This is a genomic window from Bacillus weihaiensis, assembly GCF_001889165.1.
GTDB classification, from domain to species: Bacteria; Bacillota; Bacilli; order Bacillales; family Bacillaceae; genus Metabacillus; species Metabacillus weihaiensis.
This window is the reverse complement of sequence record NZ_CP016020.1, coordinates 745624-766255: the sequence shown is the minus strand read 5'-3', so window position 1 is coordinate 766255 and position 20632 is coordinate 745624. Positions and strand designations below refer to the sequence as shown.

The 20632-nt window shown below is 36.0% G+C and carries 18 protein-coding genes; 4 read left to right on the top strand and 14 right to left on the bottom strand.

All coding sequences use genetic code 11. The annotated features are described in order from the left end of the window. Positions 1-92: 92 nt before the first annotated feature. Together A9C19_RS21660 and A9C19_RS03640 are read right to left on the bottom strand one after the other, a co-directional pair. Positions 93-230 carry a hypothetical protein gene (locus tag A9C19_RS21660; RefSeq protein ID WP_158515051.1) on the bottom strand — a complete coding sequence of 46 codons (138 nt, stop codon included), beginning with the start codon at positions 228-230 and terminating at the stop codon, positions 93-95. 227 nt (positions 231-457) lie between these two features. Continuing rightward, positions 458-655 (bottom strand): cold-shock protein, encoded by a 198-nt coding sequence (locus A9C19_RS03640; protein WP_026558957.1) that lies wholly within the window; start codon positions 653-655, stop codon positions 458-460. 517 nt (positions 656-1172) lie between these two features. On the opposite strand from A9C19_RS03640, the gene A9C19_RS03630 reads away from it, so the two are divergent. Then, positions 1173-1721: a CBO0543 family protein gene (locus A9C19_RS03630; RefSeq protein ID WP_072578698.1), complete on the top strand. Its 549-nt coding sequence runs from the start codon at positions 1173-1175 to the stop codon at positions 1719-1721. A gap of 285 nt (positions 1722-2006) precedes the next feature. Here the strand turns inward: A9C19_RS03630 and A9C19_RS03625 are convergent, their stop codons facing one another. The 4 genes from A9C19_RS03625 to A9C19_RS03605 form a co-directional block, all read right to left on the bottom strand. Then, positions 2007-3632, bottom strand: coding sequence for a sensor domain-containing diguanylate cyclase (locus tag A9C19_RS03625; RefSeq protein ID WP_072578697.1), 1626 nt, complete (start codon positions 3630-3632; stop codon positions 2007-2009). 418 nt (positions 3633-4050) lie between these two features. After that, a complete protein-coding gene (locus A9C19_RS03620; RefSeq protein ID WP_072578696.1) occupies positions 4051-4521 on the bottom strand; it encodes a MarR family winged helix-turn-helix transcriptional regulator in 471 nt (156 codons plus the stop codon). Positions 4522-4945: 424 nt separating this feature from the next. Continuing rightward, on the bottom strand, positions 4946-5314 hold the full coding sequence (locus A9C19_RS03610) for a hypothetical protein (protein WP_072578694.1): 369 nt from the start codon (positions 5312-5314) through the stop codon (positions 4946-4948). Beyond that, positions 5311-5616: an antibiotic biosynthesis monooxygenase family protein gene (locus A9C19_RS03605; RefSeq protein WP_072578693.1), complete on the bottom strand. Its 306-nt coding sequence runs from the start codon at positions 5614-5616 to the stop codon at positions 5311-5313. The genes A9C19_RS03610 and A9C19_RS03605 overlap by 4 nt, the downstream gene beginning before the upstream one ends. A gap of 236 nt (positions 5617-5852) precedes the next feature. Between A9C19_RS03605 and A9C19_RS03600 the strand changes: the two genes are divergently transcribed. After that, positions 5853-6656, top strand: coding sequence for an MBL fold metallo-hydrolase (locus tag A9C19_RS03600; protein ID WP_072581725.1), 804 nt, complete (start codon positions 5853-5855; stop codon positions 6654-6656). Between the two features lie 484 nt (positions 6657-7140). Here A9C19_RS03600 and A9C19_RS03595 read toward each other — a convergent pair whose 3' ends face one another. After that, positions 7141-8307, bottom strand: coding sequence for an IS256 family transposase (locus A9C19_RS03595; RefSeq protein ID WP_072578625.1), 1167 nt, complete (start codon positions 8305-8307; stop codon positions 7141-7143). A 103-nt stretch (positions 8308-8410) separates the two neighbouring features. Here A9C19_RS03595 and A9C19_RS21450 point away from each other — a divergent pair, with 103 nt between their 5' ends. Then, a complete protein-coding gene (locus A9C19_RS21450) occupies positions 8411-8641 on the top strand; it encodes a hypothetical protein (RefSeq protein WP_145925772.1) in 231 nt (76 codons plus the stop codon). A 485-nt stretch (positions 8642-9126) separates the two neighbouring features. Then, entirely contained in the window at positions 9127-9948 is an 822-nt protein-coding gene (locus tag A9C19_RS03590) for a protein-glutamine gamma-glutamyltransferase (protein WP_072578692.1), read from the top strand. Between the two features lie 70 nt (positions 9949-10018). On the opposite strand, the gene A9C19_RS22670 is transcribed toward A9C19_RS03590, so the two are convergent. The 7 genes from A9C19_RS22670 to A9C19_RS03555 all read right to left on the bottom strand — a co-directional run bounded on the left by A9C19_RS22670 (position 10019) and on the right by A9C19_RS03555 (position 20631). Then, positions 10019-10237, bottom strand: a complete 219-nt coding sequence (locus A9C19_RS22670; protein ID WP_420835816.1) for a DUF2651 family protein — start codon at positions 10235-10237, stop codon at positions 10019-10021. 703 nt (positions 10238-10940) lie between these two features. Beyond that, entirely contained in the window at positions 10941-11351 is a 411-nt protein-coding gene (locus A9C19_RS03580) for a secondary thiamine-phosphate synthase enzyme YjbQ (protein WP_072578690.1), read from the bottom strand. Positions 11352-11613: 262 nt separating this feature from the next. Next, entirely contained in the window at positions 11614-14517 is a 2904-nt protein-coding gene (locus A9C19_RS03575; RefSeq protein ID WP_072578689.1) for an ATP-binding protein, read from the bottom strand. Continuing rightward, a complete protein-coding gene (locus tag A9C19_RS03570; RefSeq protein ID WP_072578688.1) occupies positions 14507-14872 on the bottom strand; it encodes a response regulator transcription factor in 366 nt (121 codons plus the stop codon). Before A9C19_RS03570 ends, A9C19_RS03575 begins: the two co-directional genes overlap by 11 nt. A 72-nt stretch (positions 14873-14944) precedes the next feature. Continuing rightward, positions 14945-18193 (bottom strand): hypothetical protein, encoded by a 3249-nt coding sequence (locus A9C19_RS03565; protein ID WP_072578687.1) that lies wholly within the window; start codon positions 18191-18193, stop codon positions 14945-14947. Beyond that, positions 18186-19538, bottom strand: a complete 1353-nt coding sequence (locus A9C19_RS03560) for a glycosyltransferase family 2 protein (protein ID WP_072581724.1) — start codon at positions 19536-19538, stop codon at positions 18186-18188. Before A9C19_RS03560 ends, A9C19_RS03565 begins: the two co-directional genes overlap by 8 nt. A gap of 46 nt (positions 19539-19584) precedes the next feature. Next, positions 19585-20631: a HEAT repeat domain-containing protein gene (locus tag A9C19_RS03555; protein WP_072578686.1), complete on the bottom strand. Its 1047-nt coding sequence runs from the start codon at positions 20629-20631 to the stop codon at positions 19585-19587. Between the last annotated feature and the right edge of the window lies 1 nt (position 20632).

Genomic DNA, 20632 nt, shown 5'->3' with positions numbered 1-20632 from the left:
GCTGTATAAAGTCTAATGGCATCTTATCTTCTTAGAATACTTCCTTATTTATACTATACTAAATGCTCTGTTCCTAATTCATTTCTAGGAGATTAGCCACCATCATTAAATAAAGAGCCTTTAATGCTTAGTTTTGTTAAACGTAGTTGTTGATTTCCGTTACAAGCCTTCGCTTTCCATGAGCGATCCGGGTGCCTTCTCGAAAGCTGCGGAGCTGTTGGGTCTCCCATTAACACGCTGCACTCGCAGGAGTCTCCCTCCTTCCACTCCAATCAACATTAAACATTATTTCAGCCTACTTTTTAAACCATAAAGTCGACAAAATCAACACAAAAAGAGAATCAATGCCAAGTTAATACTTGATCCATACAAGTTGGCTATCTATTAGTCTAAAAAAGTATAGAAAAAAAGACCCCTAAAAGGAGTCTTTATTATAGCTGCTTATGCAGCGTTATACTTATTTTTGAACGTTAGCAGCTTGAGGTCCACGAGCTCCTTGCTCAACTTCAAAAGTAACCGTTTGGCCTTCTTCTAAAGTTTTGAAACCGTCACCTTGGATAGCTGAGAAATGTACGAATACATCGTCTTGTCCTTCAACTTCGATGAAACCGAAACCTTTTTCTGAATTGAACCATTTAACTTTACCTTGTAACATTGTTTTTCCTCCTGTGTGAAAAAAATCTTTTCACATTGTATTACTATTCTTGCTAGACAACGTCTTTAGTGGAACATTTTCTGTAAAGAAGTATTTCCTACTTTCAGCCTTTATCCGAACAAAAATAATTAAGTTAATCTTACCATTAAATAGAGCTGAAAGCAAGGTTCAGACATAAGAAACTTTGAAAATGTTTTCATTTTTTTAGGAAAATCTATCATCCTATTAATCAAAGACAGTTTTTTTAGAAGATCAATATTCTCATCTCTTATAGAACTCTTCTTCACTTTATAAACACTTACAAACAAAATTAGTTCATTCATGTTGTTGCTCTATCCTATTAATAAAAGATGGCGCAATGAGTCATTATTTTGGGTCAAATAGTTAAAGCTCTAGTATCATTTCAAACCTTTTAGACCTTACAATATTTTGAAGTCTCTCTTCAATACCCATACATATTTTCACTAAAGAGAAAAATAATAGTACTAAACATGAAGAAAACGACTAAGGAGGACATATGACTACACCTTCGTATGACGATATTTATCGTTTACATGATGATGCAAATGATAAAGGGTTTTATCATTGGTATTATGATGATTTATTTGCTCTAACTTGGTGGGTACTATTCTTTGCAACTATTGTTCCCTATTTTATTTGGTGGCGAATCGTTGATCGAAAGAGACTAATGGAAATGACGTCGTTTGGTCTTTTTAGTGCTACTCTCGCTTCTTTTCTCGATGTAATTGGAGTTACAATTGGTTTATGGGGATATCCAGATAAATTAATACCAGTTCTTCCGCCATTATTACCTGCAGACTTAGTCATTATCCCCGTTAGTTCTATGCTGATTTACCAATACACCACTAAGTGGTCTTCTTATATTCTATTCTATCTGCTTTTTTCACTACTCTTAGCCTTTATCGTCGAACCAATCTTTTCTTATTATGACATGTATATAGCCCACAAGTGGTGGACACACACCTATTCTTTTTTCGGTCTCGTCCTATATGGATGCTCTTTACGGGTATTTATTAAATTTATTAGAGCAAATCATTCATTGTAAATGTCTAACCCTTTTTATTCCTGAAAAATAGGGCATATTTTCACCCTAATTTAAAAGCAGCTGAGACATACGAATACTAGTCAATAATCAACTCGAACAATTGTTATTACTATCTACTTGTTCGGGTCTCTTTGATTTAAAAAGTTATTTGATTTTGGAATACTAGTATTCCTACCTAATACAATGGAGCGAATGGTACGTACTTATTTTCCCATGAATAAGTAACATCGGAAGCAAAATTATTTGTCATTTTAGCATCATTTAGGACTTGATATCCTAGCCTCATTATTTTGTATAAAAGGTACATTGATTTTTCCCTTTGTTCTTAGATACATACAGTGCTTCGTCTGCTAATTGTATGACCTCATCAGGTTCAATAGAATAGTCAGGCCAAATAGCTCCACCAACACTACACCTAATAATAACCTCAGTTTCTTCGTTTAAACTTATAGGTTTATTAATTGCAGTTATAATGGACTGTCCAATCTCTTCCCCTTCTTTAGTTGAATTCATCGTTGTAGATTTTTTGATCAAGATAAATTCATCTCCACCCAATCGAGCAGCTAGTCCTTCTGTTTTTACTAGCTCCTGAAGGCAAGAGGACACAACCTTAAGTAAGTGATCTCCAGCTTGATGACCATATGTATCATTAATATCCTTAAAACCATCTAAATCTAAAAATAGGAATAAATATCTCTCATTCAGCGACTCATTTTCTAGTTTATGATTTATATAGGAATAAAGCGCAATGCGATTAGGTAATCCTGTTAAAGAATCTTTATGAGCTAATCGTTCCATTTCTCCTAATTCCGATTTTGTTTGAATTATTGTTTTTACCATTTCCCTTAATGAAAAAGAAAGGATATCTAAGTCTTTTATCAATTTAAAATGAGGGATCTCCACATTTTCACCCTTTTTAAGCTTGTTAGCCGCTCTTGAAATTTCATGTAAAGGATCCGCAATCTTCCCAGCGATCATCCATCCAAGAATGGCAAAAAGTACAGCAGAAAAAACCCCCACCAATAGGATGTATTCTTGTAAGTGAGTTACTGATGCAAAAGCTTGTTCAACTGGGACTCGAACAAGAATGCGCCAATCTAATCCTGGATATGTTAAGTAACCATCTGATGTCGAGTAACCAGTCACGTACTTTTCCCCATCTGGCCATGTGACAACTTTCCAATTATCTTCACTTATCAAGAGCTCGGGAGCAGTTGTTCCTATTAAATTCTCAGGCCCTAAAATAATTCGTTTGTCTTTCGGACGAATAATGAAAATATCCATTTTCCTCGCATGATCTAGACTACTTTTATATGGCTTAATAATTGTCCTTTCAATCTCTTTTGACCAACTCCAACTCAAATGTGTCGCTAAAACGCCCTTGAATTGATTTTTATCATCATAGATTGGAAAGCTTATATCAACAAATTCTAGAGGTTCATCGGTAGGGTTTGGTAATAACTCCGCTAACAAGACAGCTTCGTGAACATCTCCGACAAAGGGCTGTTCAATTGCCTCTTTAAAAACAGGGCGTTTTGCAATACTCTCATTTACTAATAGATCATCTGTGGCCGCCTTTATATTTCCTTGCTCATCTGTTAAACCAATCCAAGAAAATGATGGAATACTATCATTTAGTTGATTCATTACGTTTCTTATTTCTTCAAGATTAGTAGACTCTTTGAAAAGATTCATCTCACTAACTAATTCCACTTCACTATAACGTGACCACATAAAGAAATCCAATTTATCAGCCATCTGATAAGCAATACCGGCAATGGAATCACCTATTTCTGCTTCAATATCCGAACTCGATTTATTTGAAATAAGCAACGTAATCGAAGCTGTTAACAGGACGACAAAACATAAAAAAGTGAGTGAAAACAACGTGCGTAAATTTATACTGGACATTACGTTTCTCCTATCGTTCAAAAAACATGCAGAGCATTGTCGAAATAGCTCATTTTCTATTCAATATCTTATCTTTTTTCAACGGAAAAAGCATCATAAAATTGAGGTGTTAAAATCGCAAATTCGTTTCTTTTAATCAGTATCACTTTTAAACCTAAGGTAAACTTATTAGTCGAATCGTTTATTTCCTAGCTAAAGAAAAAGAGCAGCCCAACATGAATGTCAGCTGCTCTTTTCTTATACTTTAATGCTAGGTAACTATATATTATCACGATACTCATCCTTCACTCACATCTTCAAAGTAAATGAATAGGAACGTCTAGCCCTATTTGTAGAGGAAAAAATTCGTACTCGGAGAAATAATTTGAAGGACGGGATTTCTCTAAAACCAGTCCTTATTTTCCACTTTTAATTACTCTCACTCTTCTTCCTGCACTTTGCACTCTTTATAGTTATCCAAAAGCAGATTGAACTTTTCATACGCTTCTATAAAAGAAACAACTTCACTAGGGCTAAAACCTGTGATAATCGAGTCAACTAACCTACGTATTTTTCCTTCTGTTTTCTCAAATAACTCTTCCCCTTTATCTGTAAGGGTCAAATAAGTCACACGGCGATCATTTTCATCTCGTTTCCGCTTCATTAACTCCTTTTCAATTAAACGATTAGTTATAGCCGTTATCACGCTTTTTTTTACATTAAGTAATTCTGAAAGCTCCTTGGAGGTACAAGTCCCAACTTTATGTATATACCGTAAAGTATAATGCTGATCAATTGTGATAAAATCACCCATACTTTCTTTCACAAGGTTTTCCCCTTTTTTCATTGCAGAAAAAGAAACAGCAAGATACCTGTCAATCCATTCTTCAACTTGCTTTTGATCGTTCATGAAATGACCTCCCCATTTAATTAAAGAATTGAACTATTAATGGATTTAACTATAAAACGGTAGTCTCATCTTATCAATAAGATGTGAAAGGAAAATGGATAAAATAGGAGGATAAGAAGACCCTTTAAAGAATAAACTAAACTAAAAAGGAGTGAAATGTTTGTGAAACAATCCGTGATGACTCGTAGAATACGGAAAAGTGAGCGTGAAATTTTCCCCTTTGTTTACTTTGTTATCTTTTGGCTGTTACTTTTTGGTTATTCCATTGATTTTCTTATTTACAGAGATTGGAGCTATCTCTATATGACAGCCTTTGCTCCGTTTATATTGGCGCTTGTTTTAAAAGGACGAAATTACCTTTATAAAAGAGGCTAGGGCAAAGTTGTTCGACTTGGTGTATCTTACTCAACAAAAAAAGATGGAGCTACTCCACCTTTTTCTTTATATCCTCAAGTTTTGCACTAGCAAGATTCAGTAATTTTATATAATATACGGCTTCCTCATGATCCGTAAAAGATTCTAGTGCATGAGAAATGCGCTCAAAATTATCAATAATATGATCCTCTTTCATTCCCCTGGAGGTTAAAATATTATTCAACCATAGCGTATAATCAATAAAGATGTTTTCTTCTTGAAGTGTATAGGCAGTATCTAAATGCTTAAAATGATGATAATTATCTTCTCTACATTTCTTCCGTCCAAGCTCTCCATATTTCTCAAGAAGAATTGGATATGATTCATATATTCCCTTCACTACTTTTTCAATAGTAGAATCTATATCTTGCTGCTTCATTCGGCAACCACTTCATATCTTTGGACGATTGGTTTAATGGAAGCCAACTCTTGATCAGGGTAATTTTTTTCTAACTCATGAACCTTCTTATAAGCATCACTTGTAACCCAATTCACATAATCCTGTTTCGTTTTCCACTTTATTTGAACCGTTAACTCACCTTTCTTCACTTCATTTTGTAAAAGCTGAAAGCCAAGAAAGCCATCATATTGGTCCACCATTTTTGATCGAGTAGTATAAATCGAAATAACTTCATCTACCTTTTCCACTGGAACTAGAAAGGTTGAATGTACAATATACATGTTAAGACTCTCCCTATATTTTGTATGTATGTTTAGTTTATTGAGGTATTACCTTATTTTACATTATAAATCAAGTTTCAATAGGTTGAAACTAATATGAATAGTAGTTCGTTCTAATTGTTCTTTTAATAAGGAAAATAAATAGACAAATAACTGCCAAAATCTTATTTCATATCTTACACGCTTAAAAGAGATACTATTCTCGAACTTGAAAGGGGGAGTATTCCTTGGAAAAAATGCCGATTACATCCGTTACTAGTGGCATGGGTATTGAAGTGTTACCGGATATTTTTTGTCTTAGTGTACAAATTGTAAATGTTTGTTTTATTGGAGATCCGAAAGTATCAAATGAATTTATCCTCGTTGATGCTGGAATGCCAGGCTCAGCTGACCTCATTATGAAAGAAGCCAGAAAAAGATTTGGGGAAGACGCTACATTAACGAGCATTATCCTAACACACGGTCACTTTGATCATGTGGGAGCACTTCATGATTTACTTAAAGAGTGGAATGTACCAGTTTATGCCCATCCACTTGAAGCACCGTATTTAACAGGGAAAAGTAATTATCCACCACCAAACCCTGAGATAGAAGGACTTATCGCTAAAATGTCACCTATGTTCCCAAGACATAGTATTGATATTAGCTCTCACTTAAATCTTTTAAATGATGATGGGAACATTCCAACTCTCTCTGAGTGGCGCTATATTCACACACCTGGACATACTCCAGGCCATATCTCACTTTTTAGAGAACAAGATCGCGCTCTAATCGCGGGTGACGCCTTTACAAACGTCGAACAAGAGTCACTATACGAAGTCATGACTCAGAAACAAGAAATCCATGGTCCACCAGCATACTTTACTACGGACTGGACGGCCGCTTCCGAATCCGTTAAGAAGCTTGAAGCATTAAATCCCCTCATAGCTGTGAGTGGACACGGACTTCCTTTAGCAGATGACGAACTAACAACCGATTTAAAAAGACTTGCAGAGAATTTTAACGAAACAGAAATTCCAGAAAATGTGAAACAAAACTAATTCACCATCCTTTCACCTCGAGCAAATAGGAGCACAAATGAATAGGAGAAAACTGCTCCATTTTTTTGTGACTCGCTCGAGGTAAACACTTTGCATCTCTAAGTTACTAATTCAAAAACGTGAAATCTTGCAGCTAAATGAAAAAAGGTAGAACAGGACGCTCAAGTTGACTACTCAATGGCAGTGAGAGAGCTTAATAAGTGATTTTGGGTGCTCTATTCGTGATTTTGGGTGCTCTATCCGCGATTCTTGGGCTTCTATCCGCGATTTTGGAGTCAAGTCCTAACGATTGTGTAAAAACTCTAAACAATGTTTTTCAACCTTTCGTCTTCTAAATCTTTTATTAACCTCCCATTTTTTTCGAGCAATGCTTCCATGGGTTAATCACTTCATATCCAGGAATAGCTGTCAAAGGCTCCTCACTTTGACAGCTATTCCTGGATATGAGATCCTCCCACAATTGGAAGCTATGCTGAAAAAGGAACTATTTTGTTAAGGATTTCTTTTTAGAATAGATAGAATCCTGGTAATGCATAAGAACTGCGCCAACTAGTCGAAAAGCAGATTGTGTATTTGGAAAAACTCGTATGACTCGCTCTCTTCTACGTACCTCTTGATTCAATCTTTCAAGAGAATTAGTACTTCTGATATGGCAACGTATGTGTTCTGGAAAGTTCATGTATTGTATGGTATCTTCGAAACCATCATCCAGGATAGCGAGTGCTTTTTCATATTTATGATTGTCAGTAAACTGAGCCATCAACTCTTCTTTAAAGTTTCTCATATCTTCAATTGTGACAGCTTCAAAAATACGTTTTATCATCAATTTTATCTCAGTAGAATCTTTTTTTGGCAGTTTGGTAAAAATATTACGCTTAAAATGGACATTACATCTTTGCCAACAAGTCCCAATAAATTCACGCTGGATAGCTTTCTGAAGACCTTGATGAGCATCGGAAATTACAAGCTTAGGAGATTGAAGACCACGTGATTTCAGTTGTTGGAAAAAGTTTCTCCAGGATTCAAAGCTTTCTGTATGATCAACACTTAATCCTAGGATTTCACGTTTGTTTTTATCTGTAATAGCAGTAGCAATATAGACAGCTTTAGAGACAACTCGTTGATGTTCACGAACTTTTATATACATAGCATCTACAAAAACAAAGGGGTAGTAAGTTATGTTTAAAGGTCTCTTTGCCCAGTCATTCACGATTGGATCTAATTTTTGAGTAAGTGAGGATACAAATGATTTTGATATATTCTCACCGCAGAGTTGTTCAACAATATGTGTCACTTTCCTAGTAGATACACCATTAATGACCATCTCTAACATAGAAAGGACCAAAGCCTGATCACAACGTGCATACTTCTCAAATACAGATGGTGAAAATTCACCATGACGTGTTCGAGGGACCTTGAGTTTTATCTTGCCAACACTCATAGTTAAATCACGTTCATAGTAACCATTACGGTAATCTCTACGTTCGTCAGAACGCTCATAAGGGTATGCATGGAGATATTCGTCTCTTTCTTTTTCCATAAATTCATTTAAAACTAAAACTATTGCAGACTTTATAACAGTATCAATATTAGAATTCATAACTGAATCTTTTAAAACATTCATATCTAGGCTAAACTGTAATTGAGTCATTTTATTCTCCTTTTCAATGTTTTTCTTGGTCGTTAAACATTGTTGACAAGAAGGAATAAAATGACTCCTTTCTTTTTACACAATTATATGGACTTTATCGATTTTGGGTGCTCTATCCGCGATTTTGGGGCTTCTATCCGCGATTTCGGGTGCTCTATCCGCGATTCTTGGACTTCTATCCGCGATTTTGGGTGCTCTATCCGCGATTTTGGGGCTTCTATCCGCGATTTTGGGGCTTCTATCCGCGATTTTGGGGCTTCTATCCGCGATTTTGGGGCTTCTATCCGCGATTCGGGCTCATACCACAATTTACGACATTTTGTGCAACATCTAGCTCCTCTTCTTCCTTCTACGTAACGGAAAAAATTTCAATTCATTATGAAAGGCAGCATTCAAACTTCACGATCATAATCTTTAGGTACGTAATTTGTCAGATTTGTCTTTTATTCCATGATTTTAGTGCTTTATCCTGATTTTCGAGCCCTCATCAGCAATTTTCAGGCTTCTATCCGCGATTCCGGCACCTCTTTCCGCGATTCCGGCACCTCTTTCCGCGATTCCCACACCTCTTTCCGCGATTCCCACACCTCTTTCCGCGATTCCGGCTCCTCTATCCGCGATTCGGGCTCAGACAACAAATTACGTCAATTTTCGCCGCGATCCTTTTCAACGTGATCCTTTTCGCCGCAATCCTTTTCACCGCGACCATTCTCGCCACTCCACTACACCGCACCAAGCACACATTTCCCGCCCCAGACTTCTACCCAGCTTACAATCTCCATATACTTCTATTACATCCCTACTATGAGGAGGCAACTTATGATTACGATCGGAAATAAAGTAGCTAGTGGAAATCAACTTTCATCTCAGTCTCTTTCTCCTGAACAAATTGAAATGGTTGAAAAGATGAATCGATATCCGAACAATTATGTATTTAGTAGCTATAGCCATTTTCAGTTTACACTTATGCTTCGTCAACATATTATTCAAGCATCCCGCAATTTACTTGCAAGTAAAGTGAAATTCCGAACCTTTCGAACCTCATATTGTAACGGTCAGTATTGGCAGCTAACCAATCAGGGTGGTTTCAAATTAAAGCCACAGGCAAGACCATCAGAAGCAATTCAGGATATTTATGAGAATGGTCGTTTATACGGATTTGAATGTGCAACAGCCATTGTGATTATTTTCTATACGGCAGTTCTTTATTCCATAGATCATCAACAATTTGATCGGCTCTATCAAGGACTTTATTTACGTGACTGGCAATCAGATGAGGATTTGCCTATCTATACGAGAAGAGGAAATGACTTTTTACCTGGAGACTGTTTGTACTTTAAGAACCCTCAATTTGATCCGAATACACCTCAATGGCAAGGGGAAAATGTAATTGATTTAGGGAATGATCTATACTTTGGACATGGAATAGGGATTAAGACAGCTGAGGGGATTGTCGAGTCGCTGAATAAAAAAAGGAGTCCTTACGCAACAGAATCAGCCCATCTATTATCCCAAGTTACTCGCATCGATGATTCGTATTTGTTTCAATTTGCTTCAGGTTTATCTAGGGGCTTGCATGTGAATTTTATTACCTCCAAAAAAATTGCAGCAAGAGTGGGAAGGAACTATTTTTCTTTATAAATTGGAGAAAAAAAGAGCGGGTCATTTTAAGAAATTATTCTTAAAACGCCCGCTCCTCATCATAATAACATTATTTTTTTAGGAGCTTTTTTATAAATAACACGAGAAGTGTTGTTACAATGGAAAGAATTGTATAAATTACGACCCAAATAAAAAACGATTCATTAAAGAAAAGAAGCATAATAAAAGCGAATAACACAAATATAAGAGAAGGCGTTACATAGCTCTTTTTTGTTAAATAGAAGCCTAAAAGTGTAAGTAAAATAACACCAATAGGAAAAAATATCATGATTACTAGAAATTCCATAGTTCACCTCAAACGAACAGTTCTGTTGATTATATTCTCTTCATTTTATCACACTAACAGCTTATTTATGTAAAGTTTGTTTCTTACAACAAAGCTGTTTTCGCTTTGAATATCATTTCCTAAAAAAATCCCAAGCTGATTTTCCCCTCTGAGTACTAGGCTTTTCTCTTTGTAATGGGAGAGCAGTTCTTTTCTTTCTTATTTACCTTGGTATTACGTGTGAATGATGATTCTTTGGTTTTTGACCACGTTTCTTCAACTCTGCTTAGGCTTTCCTTCTTTTTATGGTGCCGGATCTTTCGGTTCAAAATGTGTCAATCAATAGCGACTGTATCATCTGAAATAAAACCTCTTGATGAATTGAGCTCTTTTCTAAGAGATTGTTACCTTTTAAATAGGTTCTTTGAACAAAATGACGTAAGATTGAAACGGAGGGGAAGTGCGTGACTCCTGCAGGATGTGTGGGACAGATGAAGGTAAGACCCCAAAGGCGTTTAGGCCGTGGAGTCTCACCTCCCGCCCCGTGAAAAAGCGAGCAAATTGAGCGGAATTTAACCAGACCTGACACATGATAAATAGTCTAAATGTGAAAGGTATCTAAATTCTGTAGGTCTGTGTTTCTTTAAAATAACCAGTTATAAAATTAACTCAACTAGCAAAAAAAATTAAGAAAAAAAGCCTGCAACTATTCCCTATTATCGTTAAGAACCTTTACGTAGAAGTGACGTGTTCGCGGTCCATCAAATTCACAGAAATAAATACCTTGCCATGTCCCTAACACTAGCTTTCCGTTAGTCAGAATAATCGTCTGTGAAGCTCCCACTGTACTTGCTTTCATATGTGCTGCAGTATTTCCTTCTGCATGAAGATCCCTTACAACGGTCCATGGATATAATTCATCAAAGCGACGAATCATATCTGTTTTTACATCTGGATCGGCATTTTCATTAATCGTTATTCCTGCTGTTGTATGAGGACAGTAAACAAGGACCGTTCCTTCCTTTACACCAGTTTCATTAACATATTGTTGAACTACTGTCGTAACGTCAATCATTTCATCTCTTTTATCCGTTGATATCGTAAATTCTTTTAACATAGTGGAAAACCTCCTGTTTTATTTTTCTTTCAAATAGCTTGTGTACCTATAATACCCTATTTTCACTAGGCGCTATCTAGAAATAAAAATGATGAAAGGCTTCACTTGATATTTAGATCCTTCGTCTATAGCTAGCTGGCACGACTTAAAAAACGCTGTTGGCTTACTACATACCAACAGCGTTTTTCCATTGTCTTTTTTAGGTTGTGAATATTCCATTACCCATTAATGATCAACTGCCTAAATAAGCGCATGTCCCTTCTTATTCGTCATAGCTTTTACTTGGTACGAGAATTTGTCCACTCCAATCCTTTTTTAAGAGGGTTTGAAGAATAAGCTTAGAGAGTTTGCTTGGCTGATACGGTTTAACTAAATATTCATTAGCACCTAAAGCAAGTCCTTTTTCTTTTTCATCTAAGGCAGATGAAATGAAGATTGGAATTGATTTTAGTTCTTCTATTTCTTTTAGTTGCCTAATGATTTCCCAACCATCAATCCCTTTTTCTTTTAACATTATATCTAGGACGATAGCGTCTGGATGTTCTTGCTTTATTGCTTTTAAGGCTGTCTCTCCTTCGTTAAAGGTTTTGACATTAAAGTGACTTTCCTCTAATTCCGTTTTTAATAGATTGGCTAAACTACTATCATCCTCGACAATAATGACATTCACTTCTTTTTCATTTCCATCTTTTTGCTCTGTATCTCGTGAGGAATCATACATGCCGATCACTAGAGGGAAACTTACAGTAAATGTACTTCCTTCTTTAATCTTAGACTGAACGTCAATTTCACCTTCATGGGCCTTCATAATTTCTTTTACAATAGCTAACCCTAAACCAGTTCCACCAATACGTCTACGGTCAGAATTATCAACACGATAAAACTTCGTAAACAGCTTATCAATCGCATCGGGAGGTATACCTAACCCTTCATCTTTCACTTCAATTTTCAGATTAGATCCCTCTTCAAATACGTTAATTTCAACTTGACCACCGTCTGGTGAATACTTAATTGCGTTACTTATTAGGTTATTAAAGACCTGCCCAATTTTATCTCGATCACCAAGAACCATCGTATTATGTGTTGCTACATCAAGTGTAATTTGATGATTCGGGGTGTTAATTTGTGTTGTTTCCACAATATTTGTCAAGAGTGGTAAGATGTCATCGTATTTTTTATCATACGTTTGTTTTCCAGCTTCCATTCGTTGAACATCTAAAAAGTCATTGATTAATGCCGTAAGCCTTTTAGCTTCTTGATAGATCGTCGTTAAATATTTCTTCTGTCGATCTGGTTTTAGCTCTTTGTTTAACATTAATTCAGTAAAACCTAATACACTTGCAAGCGGGGTTCTCAATTCGTGACTCACCGTACTAACAAACTCAGATTTCATTAAGTCAACTTCATACTCTTTCGTGATATCACGATGCACTATAACTGTCCCTACTTTTTCTCCATCTCTTCTTAATGGTTCACAATACACTTGAACGACTCTCTTTAGGGGTTCTTCTTGATGATAAATGAAGGACGCTTCTTCTCCCTTTCCTTCAACTAAAACTCTTTGGAAGAAGGCTTTAAATTCTAGTTTATTTTTAACAGAAGCTGATAATTTTTCAATCCATGTCTCGTATGAACTATCAATAAATGATTGAGAGTGACAATCGACCATATCACATAGCTTTTTATTAATTTGAATAACGGAACCTTTTGAATCAACTAGCTGTATTCCTTCTTTAATCGTGTCTAAAATATCTTGGACTAACACTCTTTCTCTTTCAGAATGCTCGTACATTTTTATTTTATCTAAAGAAATAGCCACCTGCTTCGTAAGGGCCTCATATTCCATTATTTCTATCTCGGTGAATGGCCTTGAGAACCGAGAGTACATTAAGACAGCTTCTATCTTTCCTGAACCAGATAGAACGGGTAAATAAAGGTCATAACAGTAAGACTTAGTCGTATGGAACGCCATTTCTGCCTCACTACTTTCCCTTTGTACTGAATAGGGCTTTTTCGTTTCTTGTAATCGAACAATTAAACCAGATTGAAGATGCGTTAAAAATTGTTCTTTTCCTAACTTTGAAATACCAAAACTTGCATGGTCCAGACTTTTATCCAGCATGACCACAATACCCTTATCCGCATCAATGACTTCACACATGGTTTTCACGATGCTCGAAAGAACTTCTTGTTTATCTAGTGAATTGGCAATCCCTTTTACTAAGTCATTTCTACGTTTTAAATCCAGCTCTCTGTTCTGAGTTGTTTCCAACGCCTCTTCCAGCTCTGCTTGTTGGGCTTGAAGTTCATCTTGCTGCGCTAATAACTCTTCATTTTGCGCATTGAGATCTTGTTCTTTATCCTGAATGCTTTTTGTCATTTTCTCAAAAGCAATGGATAATAAGCCAAGCTCATCTTGACGATTTGTTGTGTCTGTAAATAGGACCGATTCCCCTTCAGCAATTTCTCCTGCTGCTATTGTTAATTTACGAAGTGGTTTTCCTATCTTGACTAACATCATTCTTGTAAAGATGACCATTCCCACTATTAATAGAAATAAGGCAATAGCAAAGGCGATTTGACTGTAAAGTGTGTTTGTTTGAAGAGAATAAAAATTTGTTTCAACTTTCTCTTCTAGTCCCGTACTATAGTCCTGTAGACTAGATTGGAAATCACGAATCTTTGCTGAGGCGTTTTCTCCTGTAGTGGCAATTTTTGAAACCTCTTCTAATTTCCCTTGTTCAAACAGATCAATTGACTTTGGAACAAGATTCTCAAAATAATACTCATAAAATTCATTCGTATTCTCTAAAAATAATCGACCATCTTCTTCTAAACTCATTCCATTAAGAACCTGAATCTTGTCTTTTACAATATCCTTTTGAAGCATGACATTTTCAAGATACGTTGCTTTATAAGAGTCGTCTAATGAGCCATATGCAAACAGTGCCCTCATTTCTGAAATAGCTAAATTAAACGCATAATCTAATTCATAAACGGTATCTTGTTTTTCTTCTAGTTCGCTATTTACCTTTTCAAACTCTGTTGTTAATTTATTTTGATAAATGAGCAATGAGGCAATAAGACATGTGAATGCTAAAATGATTGTCGCTGTTAATAAGCTAAATTGCTTAGCTAAGCTCGTTTTCATATATTTATTCAGCATCCCCTAATATCTCCTCAATTCTTTGAACAAGCTGTATAGGACTAAAAGGTTTTGACATGAAATAATTTGCCCCTGCATCTAGCACTTTTTGTTGATCAGAGGATTGGCTCTTGGCACTTAACATCATGATTTGCGTTTGATTGTTATCTTTCCGTATCATTTCAATTAATTCTAGACCTGTATACACTGGCATCATGTAATCTAATAAAAGCAAATCATACTCGTTCTCTTTAATTAAGTTGTAAGCCTCTTCCCCATCACATGCTTCATCTATTGTGTATCCTTCGTCTTCAAGAGTATCGACGACAAGCATACGTAATACTTCTTCATCCTCTGCAAGTAAAATTCTTGCCATACCTTTTTTCCTCCCTTTTGTTTAAAATACCCAGACCATATAGCATAAGAGCAACGTCTGGGTATTTAAAGGTTACTTTTTCGTTTGTATGTCTATACGATCATAAGCTTCTTGAACCATTGGATACGATTTTTTTAATCGCTCATGAAAATTAGGTGTTTGCCAGTTTTCCCATGTATAGTATAGCCATTCATTTGGAGAAGACTGTTGAATCACTTCTTGATCATTAGTAGCTACTACAACTTTTGCAGATATTCCGTCAATGGTAGCTTCACTCTCCAAGCCTTTTTCCGACCATATATCTCCCATAACTTCTTTCTGGCTAGGGTCTTTTACATTTAGCATGAGCCATGGAATTCGTACTTCAAGAACTCCATCTTTTCGATAAAAGTCAGCTAGTGTATTGGAATTTTCCACTTCGGGGTTTCCATTTGCAAATAATAGCTTTCCTGTCTCATAGCTAGAAAATGGAGAGAAAATCGATTCTTCTCCTTTATTTATCGTCCACTCTTTATTTAAAGTTAAGTTGATTTGATGGAATATACCATTATTCTTTTGGTTCGCATAAGAAACCTTTGGAATCATCCCTAGAATTTGTCCATAGTGGTAATAATACGTGTCATAGTAACTATCGATTAACACTCTTGACTGTTCTTCTCCTTTTAGTTCAATTAAGAAGTCAGTACCTGAAATATCTATTCCATCCACATTTGGTATTTTTGATTGCCCCTGATTCTCAATTGTATCTAAAGCTATATAGGTGTTGAATTTATCTTGGTTTACTAAATCTTCTTTGTAATCAAACCTCAAATAGATTCCACGACTATCACTTGACACATAAAGTTGTTGTATTGGATCCTCTTCAGACCCACTGTATATAGGCTCGACTTTTCTAGTTTCCCATTCCGAAGGATTACCATCAATAATGAACTCTGTCTCTTCCGTGTCAGGGTCAAAGCTTAACAGGCCAAAAGCTTGTTCGTTTGTTTGTATATTACTCCAGTACGGTCTTCTTTCCTCATTATCATATTCCATCGTATTCCAAGTTCTTTTGAACCATTCATCTTGCCATGAAAAGACCATTCCACCTGCCATACCTTCTTCTACAATATCCTCAAAGAGCCTGACTACATACTCTCCTTGCTCTTTTTCTGAAAGATTTCCTTGGTCAAGGCCATACACATTTTCATGTGTTAATCCCCTTGATGCCGGTACGCCAAATTCTGCAACAACTAAAGGTAGATCATGATTGTTTTTCATATCATGTAAATAGCCCGCATAGTTATTTTTTTCACCGCGATGATCAACATATTCTACATATTCCTCTTCAAAGTTGAGGAAATCTGGGTAGTAAGGATAAATATGATAGGATGCAAACATCCCTGCATAGAAATCATCTTTCGTTTTAATTTTATTCGGATCTATTGAGACTAAATCTTCTTCTTTACTTGGTTCTGCAGGGTGTTTCAGCAAGTCTGTCGTTACCCAGTTTGTGAAGCTCATAGGATGCTGCCACTGGTATCGATCCGCTTCATACGTAGCTGTAAAATCCATCATTTCTGCCATCCACGTCTCGAATGCCTGACCATTTTCAACTTTGAAGTATTCTCCTTCAAAGGATGTCTTTGCTTTATTCTTCTCATTTGATTCGTATACAGCTTCAGGATCCCACTCAATCCCTAAAACCCAGCCTAATAAATAAGGGGATAAGTCATGGTTGTACGTTCCGCTTGCATGACCCTCTCTTGGTTCAATTGTGGCATTTCCATGGATAATATCCACAATTCGTTTTATTTCGGCTTGAAAATCCTCGATAAATTCAGGATCATAAACGTCCATCTTCTTTAGAAAATTATCTTCATTTATCCAAACTCCATGAAATAGATAGAGGGGATCTTCCCTTGTTATATTATGTTCATAAAGCGCCTGATAAAAGGCAGGAGGATGAATCGTATATATGCGCAGTGCGTTTGCATTCATCTCACTAATTTGCTCAAACCATCTTGCATATTCTTCTTTCGTAATACCTGTCTCTCCTGGAAATGTTCCAGGCTTTGCAATACCCATGTTAACGCCTTTAATAAGTATCTCTTCCCAAGCTCCGTTTTTATACACTTGTAAGTATTCATCATTAGTAGAGCCGTTATAGGTTACTTCACCTTTTGTCATAACCTCTTGTTCCACTATTTTCTCCTTACCTTTTGCTTGGTCTTGTGATGTTAGTATTTTTTCCATCATTGGAAGATACACTTTCCAGAAGAAAGCATCCGTTCTTCCTTTTTCATCAGATGAAAAGAGTTGTTGCCACCATCTAAGTCCACTTAATTGATAGAGATCTGGAACCTTTTCATGATCAACAAAATCACCCGCAAAGTAATAAGTGTCATATAATGTGTCTTGATGATGAATAACGGCAGGAAAGTCTAATGGTATATCTTGACTTGCCAACATTTCCTCCGCTTTATTGGAAAGAGAGAGCTTATAGGTTGCTTGTATTTCAGATGAATTTTTAGCCTCAACTATATCAAACCAATAATTGTATTGAAGCTGGTTTTGCATAGAAAAATGCTTCTGACCTTCATCCGTAAAAGAGAACAACACTGGGTTATCGCTTAACTCTTCATCCGTTAAAACAATTACTTTATCCTGGTCATTTACAAAAACCAGGCCTCTTCCTTCAAATGTAAAAGGCTCTCCGTATTGCTTTTCATAATTTCCCTTTAACCAGACAGGAACCTCCGCATTACTTAAATCAGTAAAATAACGCCCCATCCATCCAGACCATTCAAGATTTAATAAATGGTAAAAGGCATCCCGTACCTTCTGTCCAGTTGGTGAACCAAAGGTATTAAATTCAGCAACTAGTGTTTGATTGTTTTCTATTAAAGATGTATTTAACTGATTAACTTCATCCTCAGTAATTCCTCCATATAATAGCTCCGAGCGATTGCCTTCTCTGTTTTCTCCTACATACTCATCCTCATACACACCATATCCATCTGCTACATATAGAAGATCGTATTGAGATAAGTCTTCAGGTAAAGTTCTCACATCAAATGTAGGTGGATTATCTGAAGGAACAAAGCCAACATAATCCTCTTGCACATCATAAGCTTCATCGTTTTGTTTCTTAAGCTTCAGATGATTTAATAACCAAATTAACCCCTTATGCTCCCTATAACTCTCGTCAGGGACAGTTTTATCAATAACGAGGACATCAAGGCTACTAGATGATTTCATTTGCCATACCCAAAGTGGGGAAGTAAATAAGATGACTAGCGCAACAATCGACACTGTTAATAAGACTTTCTTTTTAGTCATTGGACACACCTTTTCTAACCATTTCTCCCCAACCCTTTTTACCAAATAACATTTCAATCATACCTTCCACTCGCCAAATGACGGTCAATGGTCGATACCAAAATGTTTCCGTTAAAGATACTAGAAATAATATGGTAAAATGCTTCACTTTGGGATAACGCTCCATACTCCACTCTTCCAGTAGTACGGCAGCCATTGAGTAAATCGATCCATAAATAAGTGAAAGCAGGAAGAAAAGAATGGCATATTCTAAATAAATCTTTCCTGTAAAAATTGAAATGATAAGAATGAGATATCCAAGAAGCTCAATTAAGGGTCCTAAAAATTCAATAAAAAAGAAATAAGGCATTGAAAAAAGACCAATCGAACCATATTTAGGATTAAACATAAGCTTCTTATGCTTCCACAAGCTATCGAATAAACCTCTATGCCATCTTTTTCGTTGTCTTCGTAAGAATTTCATTGATTCTGGTGCTTCCGTCCAACAAACAGGATCAGGCACATAAATAATTTTTTTCTTCTCTTTCTTTTCCTTCATCATGCGATGGAGTCTTACGACAAGTTCCATGTCTTCACCGACTGTGTGAGCATAGCCACCTGCTTCAACAACCCATTTCTTTGAGAATACTCCAAATGCTCCCGAAACAATTAACAATAAATTATTACTACTAAGACCAATACGCCCAGTTAAAAACGCTCGCAAATATTCGATAACTTGCATGACTACAAGAGGCTTTGTAGACAAGCCGGTACGAATAATTTCCCCATTTTGAATATCACAACCATTTGCAATTCGGACACTACCTCCTGAGGCAATCACTTCATCATCCGATTCAATGATTGGCTTCAGTACCTTTAAGAAGGCATTACGTTCAATAATAGAGTCACCATCTAAAGAGCAAAAATATGGGTATCTGGACATGTTGATTCCAGCATTTAACGCATCAGCCTTTCCTCCATTTTCTTTATCTAATACGAACAGATTATCATATATGGCAGATTGATAGACTTCTCGAATTTCTTTCGTATCTAATTGACGTCGTACTACTCGCTTTACTTTCTTCAGCTTGAATTTTTCAATTAGCTTTTCAAGCGTATCATCTGTTGACCCATCATTAATAATGATAATTTCATATTCTGGATACTCGATACTTATAAGTGAACGAATCGTCCCATATATTCCAACGGATTCATTATAAGCCGGTACTAAAATAGAAACAGGCTTCGTGTATTCTGATTGAAGGAGGTCCTCATATGGTTCTAAATCATCTAATTCGTATACTTTTCTTATTTGCAAAAGAGAAATGACCAGCATGGTACCATACACCAAGACAATTAGGACCATATAAATTAAAATAATCCAACTTCCAGCAACTACTATTTGAGACCAATTAATTGTACCCACGCTCCTTCTCAAGCCATTCAAGAGCCATATCTCTAGCAAAGCCATCCTCTGTCTCTTCAATTACCTTATTTAACATACTTTTACCAAATTGAAATTGAGTAATAGCTTTAGCAGCTTCCGCTCGAACCACATATTCTGTATCAGATAACAAGGTAATAAGCTGTTCTGTAAAGGCCGTAATTTTTTGTGCGCCTGTAACCTTTGCGGCCATCATTCTTACTTGCCAACTTTCATTATCAAAGTACTGACCCAGTATCTCTTGAGAAATGGGGGCACCTGTATTGGCAAATGCTTTTAACGCTCGAATTCTCATTTCTTCATTTGTTGAATGTAATTGAGATTGTAATAGCTCACGATAGGTAAGCAATTGCAACTTACCTATTGTTTCGATGATCATATACTGAATTCGTTTATCAAGCTGATGAAACTGCTGGACTAACTCATCAAATCTCTCTTCCTCTACATGAGATAAAGTAGATAGAATTGCAAAATCCGAAAAATTTTCTTTTGATGAAACTAAATACTCAATTATTCTTTCATCATTAAATTTTGCAAAAAGCTTTAAGATTTGAGTTCTTTCAGCTGATGTAATGTAAGGTTTCTCATACATTTGATGAAGAGTGTCTGATAGATGAATCATGTGAAAATCTTCAATGGTAAATAAGGCATTCATCCTTAGACTCCATCGTCTTTTCTTAAGATGTTTTTTTATATAATCCGTTAAATATTCCTTCGCATATGCACTAATTCTAGTTCTGACATCTTTACTATCCAAAACATTGGAATAATCACTTAATAATTCCACTAACGCAATGAATTTCTCATTCTCACCAGTTGGAATAACGGGAGACTTCTCTCCATCTTGCAAATAGTGGAACATATCTAATCGATAGCGTTCTTTGTATGCTTCAATTTTTCTTTTCGATTCATTATGTGTATATTTTTCAATTAATAAATACAAAAATAACGTGAGTAAAATGAAAAACAAACTAATAAACAGCACGAATAAAAAAACTAGACTAACCTCGATCATG

Excerpts from the sequence above, each read along its gene's own strand:
- A9C19_RS21660 (WP_158515051.1), bottom strand. The coding sequence starts at position 230 with ATGGGAGACCCAACAGCTCCGCAGCTTTCGAGAAGGCACCCGGATCGC.
- A9C19_RS03640 (WP_026558957.1), bottom strand. The coding sequence starts at position 655 with ATGTTACAAGGTAAAGTTAAATGGTTCAATTCAGAAAAAGGTTTCGGT.
- A9C19_RS03630 (WP_072578698.1), top strand. The coding sequence starts at position 1,173 with ATGACTACACCTTCGTATGACGATATTTATCGTTTACATGATGATGCA.
- A9C19_RS03625 (WP_072578697.1), bottom strand. The coding sequence starts at position 3,632 with ATGTCCAGTATAAATTTACGCACGTTGTTTTCACTCACTTTTTTATGT.
- A9C19_RS03620 (WP_072578696.1), bottom strand. The coding sequence starts at position 4,521 with ATGAACGATCAAAAGCAAGTTGAAGAATGGATTGACAGGTATCTTGCT.
- A9C19_RS03610 (WP_072578694.1), bottom strand. The coding sequence starts at position 5,314 with ATGAAGCAGCAAGATATAGATTCTACTATTGAAAAAGTAGTGAAGGGA.
- A9C19_RS03605 (WP_072578693.1), bottom strand. The coding sequence starts at position 5,616 with ATGTATATTGTACATTCAACCTTTCTAGTTCCAGTGGAAAAGGTAGAT.
- A9C19_RS03600 (WP_072581725.1), top strand. The coding sequence starts at position 5,853 with ATGCCGATTACATCCGTTACTAGTGGCATGGGTATTGAAGTGTTACCG.
- A9C19_RS03595 (WP_072578625.1), bottom strand. The coding sequence starts at position 8,307 with ATGACTCAATTACAGTTTAGCCTAGATATGAATGTTTTAAAAGATTCA.
- A9C19_RS03590 (WP_072578692.1), top strand. The coding sequence starts at position 9,127 with ATGATTACGATCGGAAATAAAGTAGCTAGTGGAAATCAACTTTCATCT.
- A9C19_RS22670 (WP_420835816.1), bottom strand. The coding sequence starts at position 10,237 with ATGATATTTTTTCCTATTGGTGTTATTTTACTTACACTTTTAGGCTTC.
- A9C19_RS03580 (WP_072578690.1), bottom strand. The coding sequence starts at position 11,351 with ATGTTAAAAGAATTTACGATATCAACGGATAAAAGAGATGAAATGATT.
- A9C19_RS03575 (WP_072578689.1), bottom strand. The coding sequence starts at position 14,517 with ATGCTGAATAAATATATGAAAACGAGCTTAGCTAAGCAATTTAGCTTA.
- A9C19_RS03570 (WP_072578688.1), bottom strand. The coding sequence starts at position 14,872 with ATGGCAAGAATTTTACTTGCAGAGGATGAAGAAGTATTACGTATGCTT.
- A9C19_RS03565 (WP_072578687.1), bottom strand. The coding sequence starts at position 18,193 with ATGACTAAAAAGAAAGTCTTATTAACAGTGTCGATTGTTGCGCTAGTC.
- A9C19_RS03560 (WP_072581724.1), bottom strand. The coding sequence starts at position 19,538 with ATGGTCCTAATTGTCTTGGTGTATGGTACCATGCTGGTCATTTCTCTT.
- A9C19_RS03555 (WP_072578686.1), bottom strand. The coding sequence starts at position 20,631 with ATGATCGAGGTTAGTCTAGTTTTTTTATTCGTGCTGTTTATTAGTTTG.